General features: G+C 68.9%; 19 protein-coding genes. 7 read left to right on the top strand and 12 right to left on the bottom strand.

Features of this window, described 5'->3' with window-relative positions:
- Window positions 1–259 precede the first annotated feature (259 nt).
- The 3 genes from ACWEOO_RS27315 to ACWEOO_RS27305 form a co-directional block, all read right to left on the bottom strand.
- On the bottom strand, window positions 260–1057 hold the full coding sequence (locus ACWEOO_RS27315; protein WP_452145453.1) for a hypothetical protein: 798 nt from the start codon (window positions 1055–1057) through the stop codon (window positions 260–262).
- A gap of 121 nt (window positions 1058–1178) precedes the next feature.
- A complete protein-coding gene (locus ACWEOO_RS27310) occupies window positions 1179–1523 on the bottom strand; it encodes a hypothetical protein (protein WP_452145452.1) in 345 nt (114 codons plus the stop codon).
- Between the two features lie 71 nt (window positions 1524–1594).
- Window positions 1595–3109, bottom strand: a complete 1515-nt coding sequence (locus ACWEOO_RS27305; RefSeq protein WP_452145451.1) for an MFS transporter — start codon at window positions 3107–3109, stop codon at window positions 1595–1597.
- A gap of 57 nt (window positions 3110–3166) precedes the next feature.
- Between ACWEOO_RS27305 and ACWEOO_RS27300 the strand changes: the two genes are divergently transcribed.
- Complete coding sequence (locus ACWEOO_RS27300; RefSeq protein ID WP_452145450.1) at window positions 3167–3871, top strand: TetR/AcrR family transcriptional regulator C-terminal domain-containing protein; 705 nt, start codon at window positions 3167–3169, stop codon at window positions 3869–3871.
- Here ACWEOO_RS27300 and ACWEOO_RS27295 read toward each other — a convergent pair.
- The 5 genes from ACWEOO_RS27295 to infC all read right to left on the bottom strand — a co-directional run bounded on the left by ACWEOO_RS27295 (window position 3861) and on the right by infC (window position 7000).
- Window positions 3861–4757, bottom strand: coding sequence for a CehA/McbA family metallohydrolase (locus tag ACWEOO_RS27295; protein WP_452145449.1), 897 nt, complete (start codon window positions 4755–4757; stop codon window positions 3861–3863). The two genes, ACWEOO_RS27300 and ACWEOO_RS27295, sit on opposite strands and share 11 nt — an antisense overlap.
- Window positions 4754–5557, bottom strand: a complete 804-nt coding sequence (locus ACWEOO_RS27290) for a TrmH family RNA methyltransferase (RefSeq protein WP_452145448.1) — start codon at window positions 5555–5557, stop codon at window positions 4754–4756. The genes ACWEOO_RS27295 and ACWEOO_RS27290 overlap by 4 nt, the downstream gene beginning before the upstream one ends.
- Window positions 5558–5577: 20 nt before the next feature.
- Window positions 5578–5967: a 50S ribosomal protein L20 gene (gene rplT / locus ACWEOO_RS27285; protein WP_452145447.1), complete on the bottom strand. Its 390-nt coding sequence runs from the start codon at window positions 5965–5967 to the stop codon at window positions 5578–5580.
- Window positions 5968–6046: 79 nt separating this feature from the next.
- Window positions 6047–6241, bottom strand: coding sequence for a 50S ribosomal protein L35 (gene rpmI, locus ACWEOO_RS27280; protein ID WP_184842517.1), 195 nt, complete (start codon window positions 6239–6241; stop codon window positions 6047–6049).
- Window positions 6242–6322: 81 nt separating this feature from the next.
- Window positions 6323–7000 (bottom strand): translation initiation factor IF-3, encoded by a 678-nt coding sequence (gene infC, locus ACWEOO_RS27275; RefSeq protein WP_452145446.1) that lies wholly within the window; start codon window positions 6998–7000, stop codon window positions 6323–6325.
- Window positions 7001–7296: 296 nt separating this feature from the next.
- Here infC and ACWEOO_RS27270 point away from each other — a divergent pair, with 296 nt between their 5' ends.
- On the top strand, window positions 7297–7713 hold the full coding sequence (locus tag ACWEOO_RS27270) for a DUF1844 domain-containing protein (protein WP_452145445.1): 417 nt from the start codon (window positions 7297–7299) through the stop codon (window positions 7711–7713).
- Between the two features lie 34 nt (window positions 7714–7747).
- Window positions 7748–8725 carry an aldo/keto reductase gene (locus tag ACWEOO_RS27265; protein WP_452145444.1) on the top strand — a complete coding sequence of 326 codons (978 nt, stop codon included), beginning with the start codon at window positions 7748–7750 and terminating at the stop codon, window positions 8723–8725.
- Here ACWEOO_RS27265 and ACWEOO_RS27260 read toward each other — a convergent pair.
- Window positions 8710–9084 (bottom strand): MerR family transcriptional regulator, encoded by a 375-nt coding sequence (locus tag ACWEOO_RS27260; RefSeq protein WP_452145443.1) that lies wholly within the window; start codon window positions 9082–9084, stop codon window positions 8710–8712. The genes ACWEOO_RS27265 and ACWEOO_RS27260 overlap by 16 nt on opposite strands.
- Before the next feature lie 53 nt (window positions 9085–9137).
- Between ACWEOO_RS27260 and ACWEOO_RS27255 the strand changes: the two genes are divergently transcribed.
- Both ACWEOO_RS27255 and ACWEOO_RS27250 read left to right on the top strand, forming a co-directional pair.
- Window positions 9138–9998 (top strand): phosphotransferase, encoded by an 861-nt coding sequence (locus ACWEOO_RS27255; protein ID WP_452145442.1) that lies wholly within the window; start codon window positions 9138–9140, stop codon window positions 9996–9998.
- 117 nt (window positions 9999–10115) lie between these two features.
- Window positions 10116–10505, top strand: coding sequence for a hypothetical protein (locus ACWEOO_RS27250; protein ID WP_359941485.1), 390 nt, complete (start codon window positions 10116–10118; stop codon window positions 10503–10505).
- Window positions 10506–10558: 53 nt separating this feature from the next.
- Here ACWEOO_RS27250 and ACWEOO_RS27245 read toward each other — a convergent pair whose 3' ends face one another.
- The 3 genes from ACWEOO_RS27245 to ACWEOO_RS27235 are packed head-to-tail and all read right to left on the bottom strand — an operon-like array spanning window position 10559 to window position 13640.
- On the bottom strand, window positions 10559–11470 hold the full coding sequence (locus tag ACWEOO_RS27245; protein WP_452145441.1) for a carbohydrate ABC transporter permease: 912 nt from the start codon (window positions 11468–11470) through the stop codon (window positions 10559–10561).
- Window positions 11467–12345, bottom strand: coding sequence for a carbohydrate ABC transporter permease (locus ACWEOO_RS27240; RefSeq protein WP_359941491.1), 879 nt, complete (start codon window positions 12343–12345; stop codon window positions 11467–11469). The genes ACWEOO_RS27245 and ACWEOO_RS27240 overlap by 4 nt, the downstream gene beginning before the upstream one ends.
- Window positions 12345–13640 carry an ABC transporter substrate-binding protein gene (locus ACWEOO_RS27235; RefSeq protein ID WP_355699022.1) on the bottom strand — a complete coding sequence of 432 codons (1296 nt, stop codon included), beginning with the start codon at window positions 13638–13640 and terminating at the stop codon, window positions 12345–12347. Before ACWEOO_RS27235 ends, ACWEOO_RS27240 begins: the two co-directional genes overlap by 1 nt.
- An 87-nt stretch (window positions 13641–13727) precedes the next feature.
- Here ACWEOO_RS27235 and ACWEOO_RS27230 point away from each other — a divergent pair, with 87 nt between their 5' ends.
- A complete protein-coding gene (locus ACWEOO_RS27230; RefSeq protein WP_452145440.1) occupies window positions 13728–14744 on the top strand; it encodes a LacI family DNA-binding transcriptional regulator in 1017 nt (338 codons plus the stop codon).
- 38 nt (window positions 14745–14782) lie between these two features.
- Window positions 14783–15946 carry a glycoside hydrolase 5 family protein gene (locus tag ACWEOO_RS27225; protein WP_452145439.1) on the top strand — a complete coding sequence of 388 codons (1164 nt, stop codon included), beginning with the start codon at window positions 14783–14785 and terminating at the stop codon, window positions 15944–15946.
- Window position 15947: the final 1 nt, after the last annotated feature.

Genomic DNA, 15947 nt, shown 5'->3' with positions numbered 1-15947 from the left:
CCAAGACCGTGAATCGGCCGTCCACAATCCCCTCCCCGCATCCCGGGTCGGGGAGGATCTTGCCCCCGTATCGGGACGAGATCCTCCCCGGCCAGCTAGGTGACCGGGCAGGTGGCGGAGCATGCACGGGGGGTGCCCGTCCAGCCGCGGAGGCGAAGGGCGGCGACAACTTGTGCGGCTGCGGCACACGGTTCGCCGACCAAGTGGTACCCGAATCGCAGCGTCAGCTTCCCGGACATCGCGGCGGCGTTGTCCCGGGTCATGTCACGCCAGCGGCTGGTCGTCTCCGCATGGCCGATCTGACCATCCAGTTCGACGAGTACGCCGTACGGCGAGTACTCGTTGTCCCGGTAGACGACAGCACCCCCTCGACGGCGCGGACCTGCCGACGCGCTCGCGGTAACCCGTGCGCGCGCTCGACACGTCGGAGGTACGCCTGCTCGAGGAACGACTGCACACCCTCGGCCGCCTCGCCCAGGATCCGCCGGAGGATCCTGCGGCCGGGCAACTCCGGGAGCGAATCCAGTTCAGCCAGCAAACGGACGGCTGTCGTGCGGCGCTGCCGGCACGCGTCGAACAGTACGGCGGCCCGCCGCGAAACATCCTGCTCAGCGCCGGCGGTCACCAACAGCGCGACCTCCAATCGCACGGCCGGCGGTTCGCGGGACGCCTGTACGAGCGCGGACAGGTGCCGGTGGCGCGTGACAACGACTCCAGATTTCGGCTCGACCCGGCGCGCGTGCGGTACAGCGACGTGGATCCGCTCGTCCGACCAGCTCCCGGCAACGCCGTACCGGCGGAGCGCGCTCGTACCCGTCAACGCCGCTCCCGGTCCACAGGCCAGCAACGCCGCCCACATCCTCGTCTCCCAGGGCAGTGGCCCAGTGAAGTCGACGTACACGCCTGCGTGAACCCGCTGCAACTGCCGCGCCCGCCGACGCCCGAGCAACACCTTGTCGGTGATTCCGTGAGCCATCGCCTGCGCCCGGGTGAACGCCCCCGCCTGCCGCGCCCGCAACTCCGCGAACGCCCCGTACCTCTCGCTACTGCCTTCCACGCCCAAGAACATGCACGCGCCGCACCACTCCGCCATCGCCCACTTCTCCCCTGTGGACAGCGAGCTCGGGGAGGATCTCTTCCCGATTCGGGACGAAATCCTCCCCATGCCAGGCAATCAGCTAGGGCCCCAGGCGGTGGCGGGCTCGGGCGACGCCGATGAGGACGCCCAGGCCGGCGACGAACGCGCCGACGCCGATCGGGAGGTAGAAGGACGGGTCGTCGACGGCGCCGGGTGGTGGCAGCCACGACGGCTGGCCGGCTCGCGGCTCGGCGCGGAGGAGGAAGACTGCCCCGGCCAGGTCGTAGGGGACCGCCAGGACGATCGTCGCGACGGCCAGGCCCCGGGCCCATTTCAGGACGTACCGGTTCCCGCGCGAGCGGCCGCTCAGCATGACTCCGAGGGCGATCGGGAGCAGCAGGAGCATCGCCATCAGGACCAGATTCGCGATCTCCTGCTCAGTCACGGCCCGCCGACCAGAGCTGGTGCCGGGTCGGCGGGTCGATCAGCCACCGTCGCGTCATACCGCAAATGCTGTCAGTGCACCGGGTCGTCCACCGGCTGTACGGCGTCCTGCACCTTCTTCTCGCCCTTCGGCAGGATGGCCAGCGCCACGACCGCGCCGGCGACGGCGCCGATCGCGCCGACCGTCATCGCGATCGACATGGCGTCGACGAAGGCGTGCTTGGCGGCGGCGAGGAAGTCCGGGCCGAGCGCGAGCGTGTCCGCGATGGACTTGCGCGCCGCCTCCGGGACCGAGTCCGGCAGGGCCGACGAGTACGCCGCGGCGAGCACACTGCCCAGCACGGCGACCGACAGCGCGGCACCTGTCTGCTGGACGGTGTCGTTCATCGCCGAGCCGACTCCGCGGTGGTCCGGCGGAACGGCCTGCATCAACAGCGTGTACGCCGCCGGGCCGGCCAGGCCGCCGCCGACGCCCATCACCAGCAGGCCGACGATCAACAGCCCGTACCCGGTCGAGTCGGACACCTGGGTGAGGATCGCGAAGCTGCCCGCGATGATCAGCAGACCCAGCGAGATCAGCGTCCGGTCCGCGATCTTCTTCCCGAGCGTCGCGCCCAGCCCGTTGAACAGCGCCGCCGACACGGCGTACGGGATCAACGCGAGCCCCGCCTTCAGCGGCGAGTACCCGAGCGCGAACTGCAGGTACTGCGTCAGCGCCAGCAGCAACCCGCCCGCGGTGAACGACAGCAGCACGATCGACAGACTCGTCCCACTGAACCGCCGGTCCTTGAACAGCGCCAGCGGCACCATCGGGTGCGCGCTGCGCTTCTCCCACAGGGCGAACGCCGCCAGTGCGACGACGCCGACGGTCAGCGCACCGAGCACCCGGGCGGATCCCCAGCCGTGCAGCGGGATCGACACGATCGCCCACACGACGGACGCCATCCCGACGATCGTCAGCACCGCGCCGACCGGGTCGACGTTGCGCGCCGGGCCCTTCGACTCCGGGATCAGCGCCAGCGTGCCGATGATCGCCAGGATTGCGATCGGCACGTTCAGCCAGAAGATCGAACCCCACCAGAAGTGGTTCAGCAGGACGCCGCCGACCGTCGGGCCGGCCACCACGCCCACCATCGCGACCATCGACCAGCCCGCCATCGCCTTGCGCTGCTCGTCCGGCGGGAACACCGTGAACAGCAGCGACAGCGTGCTCGGCATCAGCAGCGAGCCGCCGACGCCCATCAGGCCGCGGCAGGCGATCAGCTGCCACGGATTCCCGGCCAGGGTCGCGAGCAGCGACGCCCCGCCGAAGATCACCAGTCCGAGCAGCAGCATCTTCCGCCGGCCGAAGCGGTCCGACAGGCTTCCGGCGGTCAGCAGCAGCCCGGCGAAGGCCAGGATGTAGGCGTCGATCACCCACTGGATGTCCGCGGGCGTCGCGCCCAGATCGCGCATCAGCGACGGGATCGCCAGGTTCAGGACGGTGTTGTCGACGACCAGCACCATCAGGCTCAAGCAAAGGATCAACAGGATCCACCAGCGACGAGGGTGCCCCTCGGTGGTGGACTCGAACGGTGTACTAGTCACTCGCACACTGTACGACCTACTCGAACGGCGTGCGAGTCCTTTTTGTAGGATGGTGTCATGAAGGACTGGATCTGGACCCGGGAGCGCAAGGCCTCCCCCGCCCGGGAGACGCTCAGCCGGGAGCAGATCGTGGCCGCCGCGATGACGATCCTCGACACCGACGGCGTCGCCGGGCTGAGCATGCGCAAACTGGCCGCGAAGCTCGACGCCGGCGCGACCAGCCTGTACTGGCACGTGCCGACCAAGGACGACCTCGTCGACCTGCTGATCGACGAGGTCTGGGGCGAGATCGACGTACCCGAGCCGGAGCTCGCCGGATGGCGGGCCGGCGCGCTGCTGTTCGGGCACAGCCTGCGGTCCGCCGTCCTGCGGCACCCGTGGCTGCCCGAGGTGATGTACACCCGCCCGAGCATCGGCCCGAACGCGATGTCCCTCGGCTCCCGCGGCCTGGTGCTGTTCGGCGCCGCCGGGTTCACCGAGCACGAGATCGACCTGGCGATGAGCAGCGTCATGTCGTACGTCCTCGGTACCGTCAGCGCCGAGGTCGCGACCCGCGAGATGGTCCGCAAGTCCGGCTGCTCCGAGGACAACTGGGTCACCGAGATGGTCGAACAGGCCGAGGCCGTCGCCGGCGACTACCCCGAGATGCAGGCCTCCGTCCGCCGTCGCACCGCCGTAGGCCTCGACGCCGGCCTCACCCAGAACTTCGTCTTCGGCCTCGACGCCCTCCTCGACGGCCTCGAGACCCGCGTCAAACGCTGACCGGGTAGATCGGGTTCGTCCAGGCTCGACGGCCGGAGGCGTCTTCGACCGTGACGCGGCAATGGGTCGCGCGGAAAAGCTTCAGGGGGAACGTGGCCTCGGTGAGGTCGGTGCCCTCGGCCCACTCGGCGCCGGGGTGGCCTCCGCTCAGGAGGATCTTGGCCGCGGGTGAGCACTGCACCGTGATCGTGTCGCCTTCGATGCGTACGTCGTACAGCTCGGGGCCGGTGCTCGAGTAGAAGTGGCCGGCTTTGAGGGCGGTCAGGAGAGCGTCCGGCGCGAGGGATTCGGCGCGGACGTGGACCCAGGCTTGGCAGGGTGGCGGGTCCTGGGGTTGGAGGTGTGCGTCATCGGCGGCGTAGGTGGTGAAGCGGTGGCCTCGGTTGAGGAGGACATCCGTCAGGTGCCAGCTGTCCCCGCGGTTTTCGCGGCCGGCGAGGGCGTTGTAGACCTCGATCGAGTGGGCGGCGTCGAGGCTCTCCGCGTCGGCGGCGGTCAGGAGGGACGCTGACGGGTGGGCCATGCCGACGAATGCGCCGGCGGAGCGGGCTCGGCGGGCCAGCTCAGGACCGGTTTCGGAAGCGGACGGCGGCGCGAAGTCCAGCGGGAGACCGACTGCGACGATGTGCCATTGCTGGCCTGCTTCGGTGCGCGGGGCGTGCAGTTCGGCGCCGATGATCGTGGTGAAGCCGGCTGTGCGGAGGTCTCGGGTGTCGCTCATCGGGAAGCCGTACTCGGCGCGGAAGTGGTCGGTGATCGCCACGAAGTCGTAGCCGGCGCCGCGGTACACGTCAGCGGTCTCGGCCGGGGTCAGCGCTCCGTCGGAACGGTTCGAGTGGGTGTGCAGGTTGCCACGCCAGAACCGTCCCGGCAGGTCGAAGATCATCGGCGTTGCTCCCGGGCGGACGCGTAGAGACAGATGGCGGCCGCGGTAGCCAGGTTCAGGGACTCGGCGCGGCCGTAGATCGGCACCTTGACCGAGTGGTCGACGAGCGCGTTGATGCCGTCGGGCAGACCGTGCGCCTCGTTGCCGAACAGCCACACGGTGGGTTTCGCCAGGGTGCCGTCGTCGATGCAGGTGTCCAGATCGGTCGCGCCGTACCCGTCGGCGGCGAGCACCTGCAGGCCCTGCTCACGCCAGGTGCGGACAGCCTCGCCGAGGTCGACATCCGTGGTGATCGGCACATGAAAGATGCTGCCGACGCTGGCCCGGACCGCCTTCGGGTTGTGCGGGTCGACGGATTCGGTCGTCAGTACGACGGCATCGGCGCCGGCAGCGTCCGCCGTACGAATCAACGTACCGACATTGCCGGGGTCGCGGACCTGGACGCCGGCGGCGACGAGCTGCAGGGAGCCGGCCGGCAGCGGGACGGTCACCAGCGAGCAGACGGCGACCACGCCCTGCGAAGTGACGGTCTCGCTCAACGCCTCGACGGCGGCACGATCGACCTCGAACCACGGGACCCCGGCGGTCACGGCGAGGTCGTGGAGATCGCGATGCCGGGTCGCGACGGCGGGCTCGGCGTACACCTCGACGACGAGCTCGCGGTGCTCCAGCGCTTCCCGGACAGCCTGCGGGCCCTCGACCAGGAAGCGTCCGGACTTGCGCCGGAACGAACGAGTGGCGAGCCGCCGAGCCTGCTTGATCCGCGCGGATTGCGCGGTCAACAGACCGGGACTCGCCACTTCGCAGCTACGGGTGGTGCTCAGGCCGCGTCGGTCTTCGGCGCGTTCACGTCCGCCGGCAGGGCGGCCTTGGCCACCTGCACGAGCGTGGAGAACGCGGCCGGGTCGTTGACGGCCAGGTCGGCGAGGATCTTGCGGTCCACCTCGACCTCGGCCAGGCGCAGGCCCTGGATGAAGCGGTTGTAGGTCAGGTCCTCGGCGCGGACCGCGGCGTTGATGCGCTGGATCCACAGCTTCCGGAAGTCGCCCTTGCGCGCCTTGCGGTCACGGTAGGCGTAGACGAGCGAGTGGGTGACCTGCTCCTTGGCCTTGCGGTACAGCCGCGAGCGCTGACCGCGGTAGCCGCTGGCCTGCTCGAGTACGACCCGGCGCTTCTTGTGGGCGTTGACTGCCCGCTTCACGCGTGCCATGAGGTGTTACTCCTTGTATTTCTGCGCCGGAGCCGGACGGAGTCCACTCGGCGGGGGATGTTCGGGGAGGGTGGGGTGCTCAGATGCCGAGAAGCTTCTTGGCCTTCTTCACGTACGCCGGGGCGACCTCGACGGTGCCGGACAGGCGGCGCTTGCGCTTCGAGGTCTTCGCCTCGGCGAGGTGGCGGACACCGGTCTGCTCACGACGGATCTTGCCCGACCCGGTGACCCGGACCCGCTTCTTCATCCCCGAGTGGGTCTTCATCTTCGGCATGGCTGTTCAGCTCCTGATTATCTTCGTTGACTCGAACTTCGGTGCGACGAGCTCCGGCCCTGCACGAGCCGGAGCGTGACGTCACTCCGGGTCGAGGTTGTCGGCCGGACCCTTCGGCTTCTTCGTGATACCCGCGGCGCGCTCGGCCTCGTGGGCCTGAGCCTGCTCGGCGCGCTCCTGGCGCTCCGCCTGCTCCTCGGCCTCGCGCTCGGCCTTCCGCTGCGCCTTCTCGGCTTCCACGTCCACGCGCGCTTCGGACTTCTTCTTGTGCGGTCCGAGCACCATGATCATGTTCCGGCCGTCCTGCCGCGGCGAGGACTCGACGAAGCCGAGCTCGCTCACGTCCTCGGCCAGCCGCTGCAGCAGCCGGAAGCCGAGCTCCGGCCGGGACTGCTCACGACCGCGGAACATGATGGTGATCTTGACCTTGTCCCCGGCCTTCAGGAACCGCACCACGTGACCCTTCTTGGTCTCGTAGTCGTGCGGGTCGATCTTCGGCCGCAGCTTCATCTCTTTGATGATGGTGTTGGTCTGGTTCCGGCGGGACTCGCGCGCCTTCTGCGCGGTCTCGTACTTGTACTTGCCGAAATCCATCAACTTGCAGACCGGAGGCCGTGCGGTCGCCGCGACCTCGACCAGGTCGAGGTCGGCCTCCTGGGCCAGCCGCAGTGCGTCCTCGATCCGGACGATGCCTACCTGCTCACCGTTCGGTCCGACCAGCCGCACCTCGGGAACGCGGATGCGCTCGTTGACGCGCAAATCAGTGGTGATGGGTCCTCCTGGGTTGAACTCGTACTGGATGCCACCTCGTGATCACCGCGAGCCCCCTGAAAAACACGAAGGCCCTCGTGCGATCACACGAAGGCCCAATTCCCAGCGGTACGACGTCCCGACCCGGGAGGGTGGTACGCCGTACTGTTGACCGGGACCCGCCGACTGTTCATCGACTGGGTGGGAGGTGGCCCTCCGCTTAGACTCGAACGGCTGGCGAACCTGAGGTATTCCACTCAGGGGTCACCAACAGACCGGGTCGGTCGCCGTGCAAGAGTAGCAGCATGACCGACGCAGATGCCACTTCACAGCCTGCCCCCCACCAGGACGCCCAGTCCGACGCCCGGCCCGGCCCGCTCTCGACCGCGTCCCGCGACATCGCCGAGGTCCCCGCCGTGGAGATCATCTCCACCGCCGCGCTGCACCTGATGAGCGCCGCCGCCGTCAACCTCGGCCTGGCCGCGGACCTGCCGGACCACAAGGACCTCGACGAGGCCCGCTCGCTGATCGACTCGCTGGCAGGCCTGCTCGACGCCTCAGCCCCGGCCCTCGGCCATCACCACGCCGCGCCGCTGCGCGACGGCCTGCGCTCGCTCCAGCTCGCGTTCCGCGAGGCCAGCAGCATCCCGGACGAGCCCGGTCAGGGCCCCGGCGAGAAGTACACCGGAGCGGTCTTCCCCTCGGCGACGCAGAGGTCTTGAGCTGGAGCGCGGTCCAGCTCCTAGCGTCGGGGAGATGGATTACAGGAACCTGGGAACGACCGGCCTGAAGGTCAGCGAGCTCTGCCTGGGCGCGATGATGTTCGGCGACCGGACCGACGAGCAGGACAGCCGCAAGATCCTCGAGACGTTCACCGACGCCGGCGGTACGTTCATCGACACCGCGGACGTGTACGGCGCGGGCGCGTCCGAGGAGGTGCTGGGACGATGGCTGAAGACGCAGCGGCGAGAGGACTACGTCATCGCGACGAAGGTCTACTGGCCCACCGGCCCGGGCCCGAGCGATCAGGGCCTGTCGCGTAAGCACGTTCTCGACGCGGTCGACGCAAGCCTGCGCCGGCTCGGAACCGACTACATCGACCTGTACCAGCTCCACCGCTGGGACGACAGCACTCCCCTCGGCGAGACCTTGTCGACGCTGGACAGCCTCGTGCAGGCCGGCAAGGTCCACTACATCGGCGTCAGCAACTTCCGCGGCTGGCAACTGCAGAAAGCCGTCGACCTGTGCGCGCGGAACGGATGGCAGCCGCTCGCCAGTCTTCAGCCGCTCTACACGCTGCTGGACCGCTCACCCGAGTGGGAGCTGCTTCCGGTCTGCCAGAACGAGGGGCTCGGCGTCATCACCTGGTCTCCTCTGCGTTCGGGCTGGCTGTCCGGCGCGTTCCGGCGCGGCATGACCGCACCGCCGGCGGACAGCAAGGTCTCCACGCCCGGCACCCACGACTGGGATCGGTACGCGAACGAACGCACCTGGCGCGTCATCGACGAACTGACGGCGGTTGCGGCTGAGACCGGGCACACGATGCCGCAGGTCGCGGTCCGCTGGCTGATGCAGCGGCCCGGCGTGACGGCACCGATCATCGGTCCGCGGACGCCGGCGTACCTCGACGACCTGCTCGGCGCCGCGGACTTCGTCCTGGCCCCGGATCACCAGGACCGGCTCGACGCCGCCAGCCGGCCGGAGCCGGTGCCTTATCCCTACTTCTTCGACTGACCGTCCTGGGCGCCGTAGTAGGCGATCTTGTCGTCCAGTACGCCGAGCGCGAGGTTCATCTTCGCAACTTCGTCGCGCAGCCGGGAGCGGTGCTCCTCGAGCAGCTCGACCAGGCCGGTCGGGCCGCTCGAGCGGTCCCGCATGCGGCCCATGAACTGCTGGAGATCGCTGATCCCCAGCCCCGCGTTGCGCAGGCACACCAGGAGGCCGACCCACGCCACGTCATGGTCGCTGTAGACACGGCGTCCGGCGGTGTCCCGGTGGACCGGCCCGAACAGTTCCAGGCGTTCGTAGTAGCGCAAGGTGTCCAGGCTCAGACCGGTGCGCTCGGAGGCCTCGGCCGGTGCGTACGTAGTCATGCCCTCCATCCTCCGACCTGGAGTGCACTCCAGGTCAACTACTGTCGGGTGTCGTGAGTCCTGACGGCGTACCCGCTCCGGTGGCGAAGCTCGACGCACAGCAGCTGCTGCGGGAGGTCAACGACGCCACCGACGCCGGACTGGAGTTCCTGGGGCAGGCAGCAGCGGGCGAGGTCGGGGCCGCGTTCGTGCGGTGGCCGGACGGGCGGGACGGCGTCCTCACCCGCGGATTCGGCTCGGCGGCCGACCTCCGGCGTACGGCGGAGGTACTCGACGCGGCGCGGCAGGAGGGCCTGCCCGTCCCGCGGTACGACTTGCTGGCCGAACTTCCCGGCAGCGTCGGTGTCGTGCAGGAACGCCTGCCAGGGCAGGCGCCGCAGACGGTCGACCGGGCGCTGCTGGAGTCGATGATCGCGCTGACCGACCAGTTCGCCGGCCGGGGCGGCAGCCTGCCCGTCCCGTCGCTGTACCTGTTCGAGAGCGGCCCGGGCTTCTGCCTGCACGAGTCGCTCCAGGTGTACGACGACCGCACGCGGAAACTCCTGGACCGCCTGCAGGAGATCGGCCGCGCCGAGCCGGGCGGCATGGCGGGCGACGACCTCGTACACCTCGACTTCCACACCGGCAACGTCCTGACCGACGCCGGCCGGATCACCGGGATCGTCGACTGGGACGGGATCGGTCGCGGCGATCGCCGGTTCGCCCTGGTCACGTTGCGGTTCGACGCGCACGTCCGGCTGCCCGGCGCGGACCTGGCGTGGTTCGACGACCTCCTGGAGACCAGGCTCGACCCCGCCGTACTGCGCCTCTACTGGGCCCACATGACGCTCCGCCTGGTGGACTGGTCGATCCGCCACCACACACCCGCAGACACCACCCGCTGGCTCGACTTCGCCGAACCGCGGCTGCACTGATCAACCCTTTTCGGCCCAGCCCGAAACTGGATCGAACACCCTGCCTGCACAGGGTCATCGCCCCTACCTTCGACAGTGAGACCTCCGACCGGAGGTCACCACTCGGGAGGGACAGAGATGCGCAAGATTGCTATGACTGCTGCTGGAATCGCCGCCGCTGTGATCGGTACCGGGATGGCGCTGGCGCCGACGGCCAACGCGGCGTCGACGGCGTCGGCAGGGGCCGCGGCGACCATGGGCACGACGGCGACCTGCCCGTCGGGCGCAGTGTGTCTGCGGGAGCCGAACGGCAGCATCCTGAGCAAGAACATCTGGTACAGCTACGGCGCGCACAACCTGCAGAACGTGACCGGCTACAAGGTCCTGATCAACAGTCAGACCGGCGGCGCCGGCTTCCAGATCTGCAAGGGCTACAACGGCACGAACTGCTACCCGGTGCAGCGCTACACCGGTGAGTACGCGTCGTACGACTTCACGCCGATCAACTCGATCGTGCTGGTGAAGTAGTCCGGCAGCACGCGACCGGGCTCCGGCCACCGCGGGGCCGGAGCCGGGTCGCGTCAGCCCTTGACCGCGCCTTCCTCGACGCCCTTGAAGAAGAAGCGCTGCAGGGTGGCGAAGACGATCACGATCGGGATGAACGCGATCATCGTGCCGGCCGCGATCAGCCGGGGGTTGTTGCTGAACGTGCCGGACAGGTACTGCAGGCCGACGGTCAGCGTGTACTTGTCCGGATCGGTCAGCACGATCAGCGGCCAGAGGAAGTCGTCCCAGGCGCCGATGAACGCGAAGATCGCGATCACGCTGATCGTCCCGCGCACCGACGGCAGGCCGATGTACACGAACCGCTGCCACGCGTTCGCGCCGTCCACGATCGCCGCCTGGTCGACCTCGAGCGGCAGCGCCCGGAACGCGTTGTACATCAGCAGCACGTTGAGGGCGCCGATCATGCCCGGCAACGCGACACCGAACAACGTGTTCGCCAGCCCGAACTCCCGGACCGTCACGTACTGCGAAATGATCGTGACCTCACCCGGCAGGACCAGCGTCGCGAGGAACAGGCCGAGGACGATCTTGCGGCCGCGGAACTGCAGCCGGGAGATCGCGAACCCGGCCAGCGACGCGCCGACGATGTTGCCGCCGACCACCAGGAACGCGACCACGAGCGAGTTCCGCGCGTAGTCCCAGACCGGGATCGTGTCGGTGACCGCCTTGTAGTGGTCGAACGTCGGTTGCGCCGGCAGCAGCCGCGGGATCCGGGTGTAGATGTCCTCCCCGGATCCCTTCAGCGACGTCGACAGCTGCCAGAGGAACGGCCCGATCGTGATCAGCAGCACGAACACCAGCAGGACGTACCGCGCGACCTTCTCCCGCGGCGAGACCGAGTTGAACCCGAACGATCCCTTGCGCCGGACGGGCTCCGGCGCCTCCGGGGCGACGGCCGGCCGGGCCGGATCGGTGACAACGCTCATGCTTCAGCTCCCCGGCGGTTGAGACGGGCCAGCACCAGCATCGGGACGACCGTCACGAAGAACAGCACGATCGACAACGCGGACGCGTACCCGAGATTGCCCTCGAAGCCCTGGCTGTACTGCTGGATCAGCATCACCACCGAGTTGTCCCGGCCGCCCGGTCCGCCCTTGCCGCCGCTCAGGATGAACAGCTCCGAGAACACCCGCAGCGCGGACACCGAGATCAGGATCGAGATCAGGATCATCGTCCCGCGGACGCCCGGGATCGTCACATGCAGGAACCGCCGCAGCGGCCCGGCGCCGTCGACCGCGGCCGCCTCGTGCAGCTCACGCCCGACGTTCCCGAGAGCGGCCAGGTAGATGATCATGTAGTACCCGAGCCCCTTCCAGATCGTCAGGCTGATCGCGCTCAGCAGCAACAGCCACTGGTCGGACAGGAACGGCAGCGGCCCGGAGATGACCCCGAGCTTCTCGGCCAGCCCGTTGACCAGGCCGCGGTCGTCCAGGATCCACTGCCAGATCAGCGCCACCACGACCGCCGACGCCACCACCGGGGTGTAGAACGCCGTCCGGAAGAACGTCATCCCGGGCAGCTTCTTCTCCACCAGCACGGCGAGCAGCAGCGGCAGGACGGTCAGGAACGGTAGGCAGACCACCATGTAGATCACGCTGTTCAGCAGCGCCCACCGCAGCTGCTCGTCGTGCAGCAAGGTCTCGAAGTTCTTCAGGCCGACGAAGGTCCCGCCACCCAGCGGCTTGGCGTTGGTGAACGACAGGATGACGGTGTTGATCGACGGCCAGAGGTTGAAGACCAGCAACCACGTGAGTGCTGGGATCACCAGCACCCACGGGGTGAACCAACGGTTGGAACGCATCACTGGGTCAGCAGCTGGTTGGCCTTGGCCACCGCGGCGTCGAGGGCTGCCTGCGAGGAGATCTTGCCGGAGATCGCCAGCGAGATCTGCTGCCCGATGAAGTCGTTGGTCGCGCCGCTGATCACCGGCGGCTGCAGCACCTTGGCCTTGGCCAGCGACTCGAACGCGAGCACCTTCGCGTCACTCTCCGGCGTGCCGTCGGACTTCGAGAAGTACGGGTCGGACGCGGATGCCTTGGTGGACGGGAAGATGTTCACGATCTTCGCGAACGCGGCCTGGTTCTCGGCGTTGGTGACGAACCGGGCGAGCGCGATCGCCGCGGCCTGGTTCTTGGTCTTGGACGAGACCGACAGACCCTGTACGTACAGCGGCGGGGTGTCCAGCGCCGGAGACGGGACGACCTTGCCCTTCAGCGAGGGGTTGTCCTTGTTGAAGTCCTGGATCGCGTTGCCGCCACCGGTGGTCCAGGCGACCTTGCCCTGGGTGAAGAGCTTGGAGTTGCCCAGGTACTCGTTGGTCAGGATGTCGCGCGGCATGTACCCGGCCTTGTAGGCGTCGCGGTACTTGTCCAGCAGCGCGGCGGCCTCGGGGGTGTTGAAGACGAACTTCTTGCCGTCGTCGGACAGGATCTTGACGCCGGCGTTGGTGAAGTCACCGATGCCGGGCAGCCGGCTCATCAGGTATTCCTTGCCGCCGGTCTTGTCGTGCATCGTCTTCGCGGCGGCGAGCAGCTCGTCGAAGGTCTTCGGCGGGTTCTTCGCGTCCAGACCGGCCGCGGCGAACTTGGTCGCGTTCCAGTAGTCGATGTCGGTGTTCAGGTACCACGGGTAGCCGAAGGTGCCGTCCATGCCCTGGTACTGGTACGCCTGCACGCCGCCCTCGACGTACTCCTCGCTCAGCTTCGGGTCCGCGGCGGCCACGTCGAGCAGCATGTTCTGCTTGGCGAGACTCAGCGCGAAGTCGGGCGGCAGGTTCGTGACGTCCGGGAGCTGGCCGGCCGACGCCTGGCTCAGCACCTTCTTGTCGTAACCGTCGCCGGGCTGGTCCAGCCAGGTGACGTGCGTGCCCGGGTACTTCGCCTCGAACGCCTTGATCACGCCTTCGACGTACGACGTGAACTTGGGCTTGAGCGCCCAGGTCTGGAAGCTGACCTCACCGGTCACCTGGGCGTTCGCGTCGACGGTCGGCTTGGCGCCGCCGCTGCCGCCGGAATCCTCGGAACCGAGGCCGCATCCGGCGAGGGTGAGAGCGGCGGCGGCAAGACTGGCCACGAGCGCCGAACGGCGTCTACGCATGGGATCTCCTGGATTTGATAAACCGGTATAGCTCCCGAACTATCCACATCGTAGAATCCGCTGTCAAGGGTGGAGGAGGTGCCAGGCATGGCGAGACCGACGATCGCGGACATCGCGACCAGGGCCGGGGTGTCCAAGGGCGCGGTGTCGTTCGCGCTGAACGGGCGGCCGGGTGTCAGCGACGCGACCCGGGAGCGGATCCTGAAGATCGCCGAGCAGATGAGCTGGCGGCCGCACAGCGCGGCGCGCGCGCTCGGTGCGTCGCGGGTCGACTCGGTCGGCATGGTGATCGCGCGGCCGGCCCGGACGCTCGGCGTCGAGCCGTTCTTCGCGCACCTGCTGTCCGGCGTCCAGTCGGGGCTGTCCGCGGAGTCGATCTCGCTGCAACTGCTGATCGTCGAGGACACCGCGGCCGAGATCGAGGTGTACCGGCGCTGGACGTCGGAGCACCGGGTCGACGGCGTGATCCTGGTCGACCTGACCGTGAAGGATCCGCGGGTCGAGGCGCTGAAGGCGCTCGAACTGCCGGCCGTGGTGATCGGCGGCCGCGGCGGCAAGGGCGCGCTGGCCTCGGTCTGGGCCGACGACCGGGACGCGATGCTCTCGATCGTGGAGTATCTGGCCGCGCTCGGTCATCGCCGGATCGCCCACGTGGCCGGTACGCCGAACTTCCAGCACACCCAGCGCCGGATCCGGGCCGTCCGCGACGCCGCGCCCCGGCTCGGGCTGCTGGACGCGCCCTCGCTGACCACGGACTTCAGCGACGCGGAGGGCGCCGCGATCACCCGCAAGCTGCTCTCCCAGCCGGACCGGCCGACCGCGATCGTCTACGACAGCGACGTGATGGCGGTGGCCGGGCTCGGCGTCGCGATGGAGATGGGCGTGTCAGTCCCGGGCGACCTGTCGATCGTCGCGTTCGACGACTCGATCCTCACCCAGCTCATGCACCCGGCGCTGACGGCGCTGTCCCGCGATACCTTCGACTTCGGCCGCCAGGCCGCCGAGGTGCTGCTGCAGACCATCGCCGACCCCGGCACGGTGATCAACCGCCGCTCCGCCGACCCGGTCCTGACCGTCCGCGAGTCGACCGCTCCCCCGGCCTGATGTTGCCTGCCGGCCTAAACCGATTTAGCATCCTCCGCATGGCTTCGGAGACCGTCGTGCCCAGGTTCGGTGCGAACTACGTGCCCTCGGCGGGATGGTTCTACAGCTGGCTGGACTACGACGGCGACGCGGTCCGCCGGGACTTCGCGGACCTGGCCGGGCTCGGCCTGGACCACGTCCGGGTGTTCCCGGTCTGGCCGTGGATCCAGCCGAACCGGGCGATCATCCGCGAGCGCGCGATCGCCGACCTGCTGGACACCATCGACGCGGCCGCCGAACACGGGCTGAGCGTCGCGGTCGACCTGATCCAGGGGCACCTGTCCAGCTTCGACTTCCTCCCGTCGTGGGTGCTGACCTGGCACAAGAGCAGCCTGTTCGAGGACAGCACGGTCCGCGACGGCCTCACGGCGTACGTCGACGTCGTGGCCCGGGCAGTCGCCGCGAAGCCGAACGTCTTCGCGATCACGCTCGGCAACGAAGTCAACAACCTCTGGCCGGACAGCCCGACCACGCCGGAGGCCTCGACCGCCTGGGCGCAGGACCTGCTGGCCACGCTGAAGAAGGCCGCGCCCGGCGTCCTCGCGCTGCACTCGGTCTTCGACGACGCCTGGTACAAGGGCGACCATCCGTTCCACCCGGTCGACGCGGTGGATGTCGGGGATCTGACCACTGTCCACTCGTGGGTTTTCAACGGGGTCTCACGAGTGGACGGTCCCCTCGGCCCGGCCACCCTCACGCACGCGGACTACCTGATCGAGCTCGCGAAGTCCCTGGCGCCGGAGCGCCCGGTCTGGCTGCAGGAGATCGGCGTGCCCGGGCCTGACATCCCCGTCGAACTGCAGGCCGAGTTCACCCGGCGGACCGTCGAGACAGTCCTGGGCAACCCGGCGCTGTACGGCGTGACGTGGTGGTCCTCGCACGACATCGACCGCCGCCTGCTCGACTTCCCGGACCGCGAGTACGACCTCGGCCTGTTCACCGTCGACCACCGGCGCAAGCCGGCCGCCGCCGCGCTCGCCGACCTGATCGCGACGGTGCGCGCGGACGGCGTACCGGCGCAACCACCCGCCACCACGCTGACCGCGCCGATCAACCTCCGCACGGAGCCCGCCCGCCGCGCGGAAGTTGCCCCCGGCAGCGAGTTCCACCTCCGCTGGGTCGAGGCCCGCACCGAGGGGCCGGTACGGATCGCGCTGCCTTGAT

The organism is Kribbella sp. NPDC004138 (assembly GCF_053603655.1).
Note: the sequence above shows the minus strand (reverse complement) of the source record. Positions and strands in the feature narration are given on the sequence as shown.

Coding starts and splice junctions, on each gene's coding strand:
- ACWEOO_RS27235 (WP_355699022.1), bottom strand. CDS start 13,640: ATGCGTAGACGCCGTTCGGCGCTCGTGGCCAGTCTTGCCGCCGCCGCT.
- ACWEOO_RS27300 (WP_452145450.1), top strand. CDS start 3,167: ATGAAGGACTGGATCTGGACCCGGGAGCGCAAGGCCTCCCCCGCCCGG.
- rpmI (WP_184842517.1), bottom strand. CDS start 6,241: ATGCCGAAGATGAAGACCCACTCGGGGATGAAGAAGCGGGTCCGGGTC.
- ACWEOO_RS27245 (WP_452145441.1), bottom strand. CDS start 11,470: ATGAGCGTTGTCACCGATCCGGCCCGGCCGGCCGTCGCCCCGGAGGCG.
- ACWEOO_RS27250 (WP_359941485.1), top strand. CDS start 10,116: ATGCGCAAGATTGCTATGACTGCTGCTGGAATCGCCGCCGCTGTGATC.
- ACWEOO_RS27270 (WP_452145445.1), top strand. CDS start 7,297: ATGACCGACGCAGATGCCACTTCACAGCCTGCCCCCCACCAGGACGCC.
- rplT (WP_452145447.1), bottom strand. CDS start 5,967: ATGGCACGCGTGAAGCGGGCAGTCAACGCCCACAAGAAGCGCCGGGTC.
- ACWEOO_RS27240 (WP_359941491.1), bottom strand. CDS start 12,345: ATGCGTTCCAACCGTTGGTTCACCCCGTGGGTGCTGGTGATCCCAGCA.
- ACWEOO_RS27225 (WP_452145439.1), top strand. CDS start 14,783: ATGGCTTCGGAGACCGTCGTGCCCAGGTTCGGTGCGAACTACGTGCCC.
- ACWEOO_RS27260 (WP_452145443.1), bottom strand. CDS start 9,084: ATGACTACGTACGCACCGGCCGAGGCCTCCGAGCGCACCGGTCTGAGC.
- ACWEOO_RS27265 (WP_452145444.1), top strand. CDS start 7,748: ATGGATTACAGGAACCTGGGAACGACCGGCCTGAAGGTCAGCGAGCTC.
- ACWEOO_RS27230 (WP_452145440.1), top strand. CDS start 13,728: ATGGCGAGACCGACGATCGCGGACATCGCGACCAGGGCCGGGGTGTCC.
- ACWEOO_RS27295 (WP_452145449.1), bottom strand. CDS start 4,757: ATGATCTTCGACCTGCCGGGACGGTTCTGGCGTGGCAACCTGCACACC.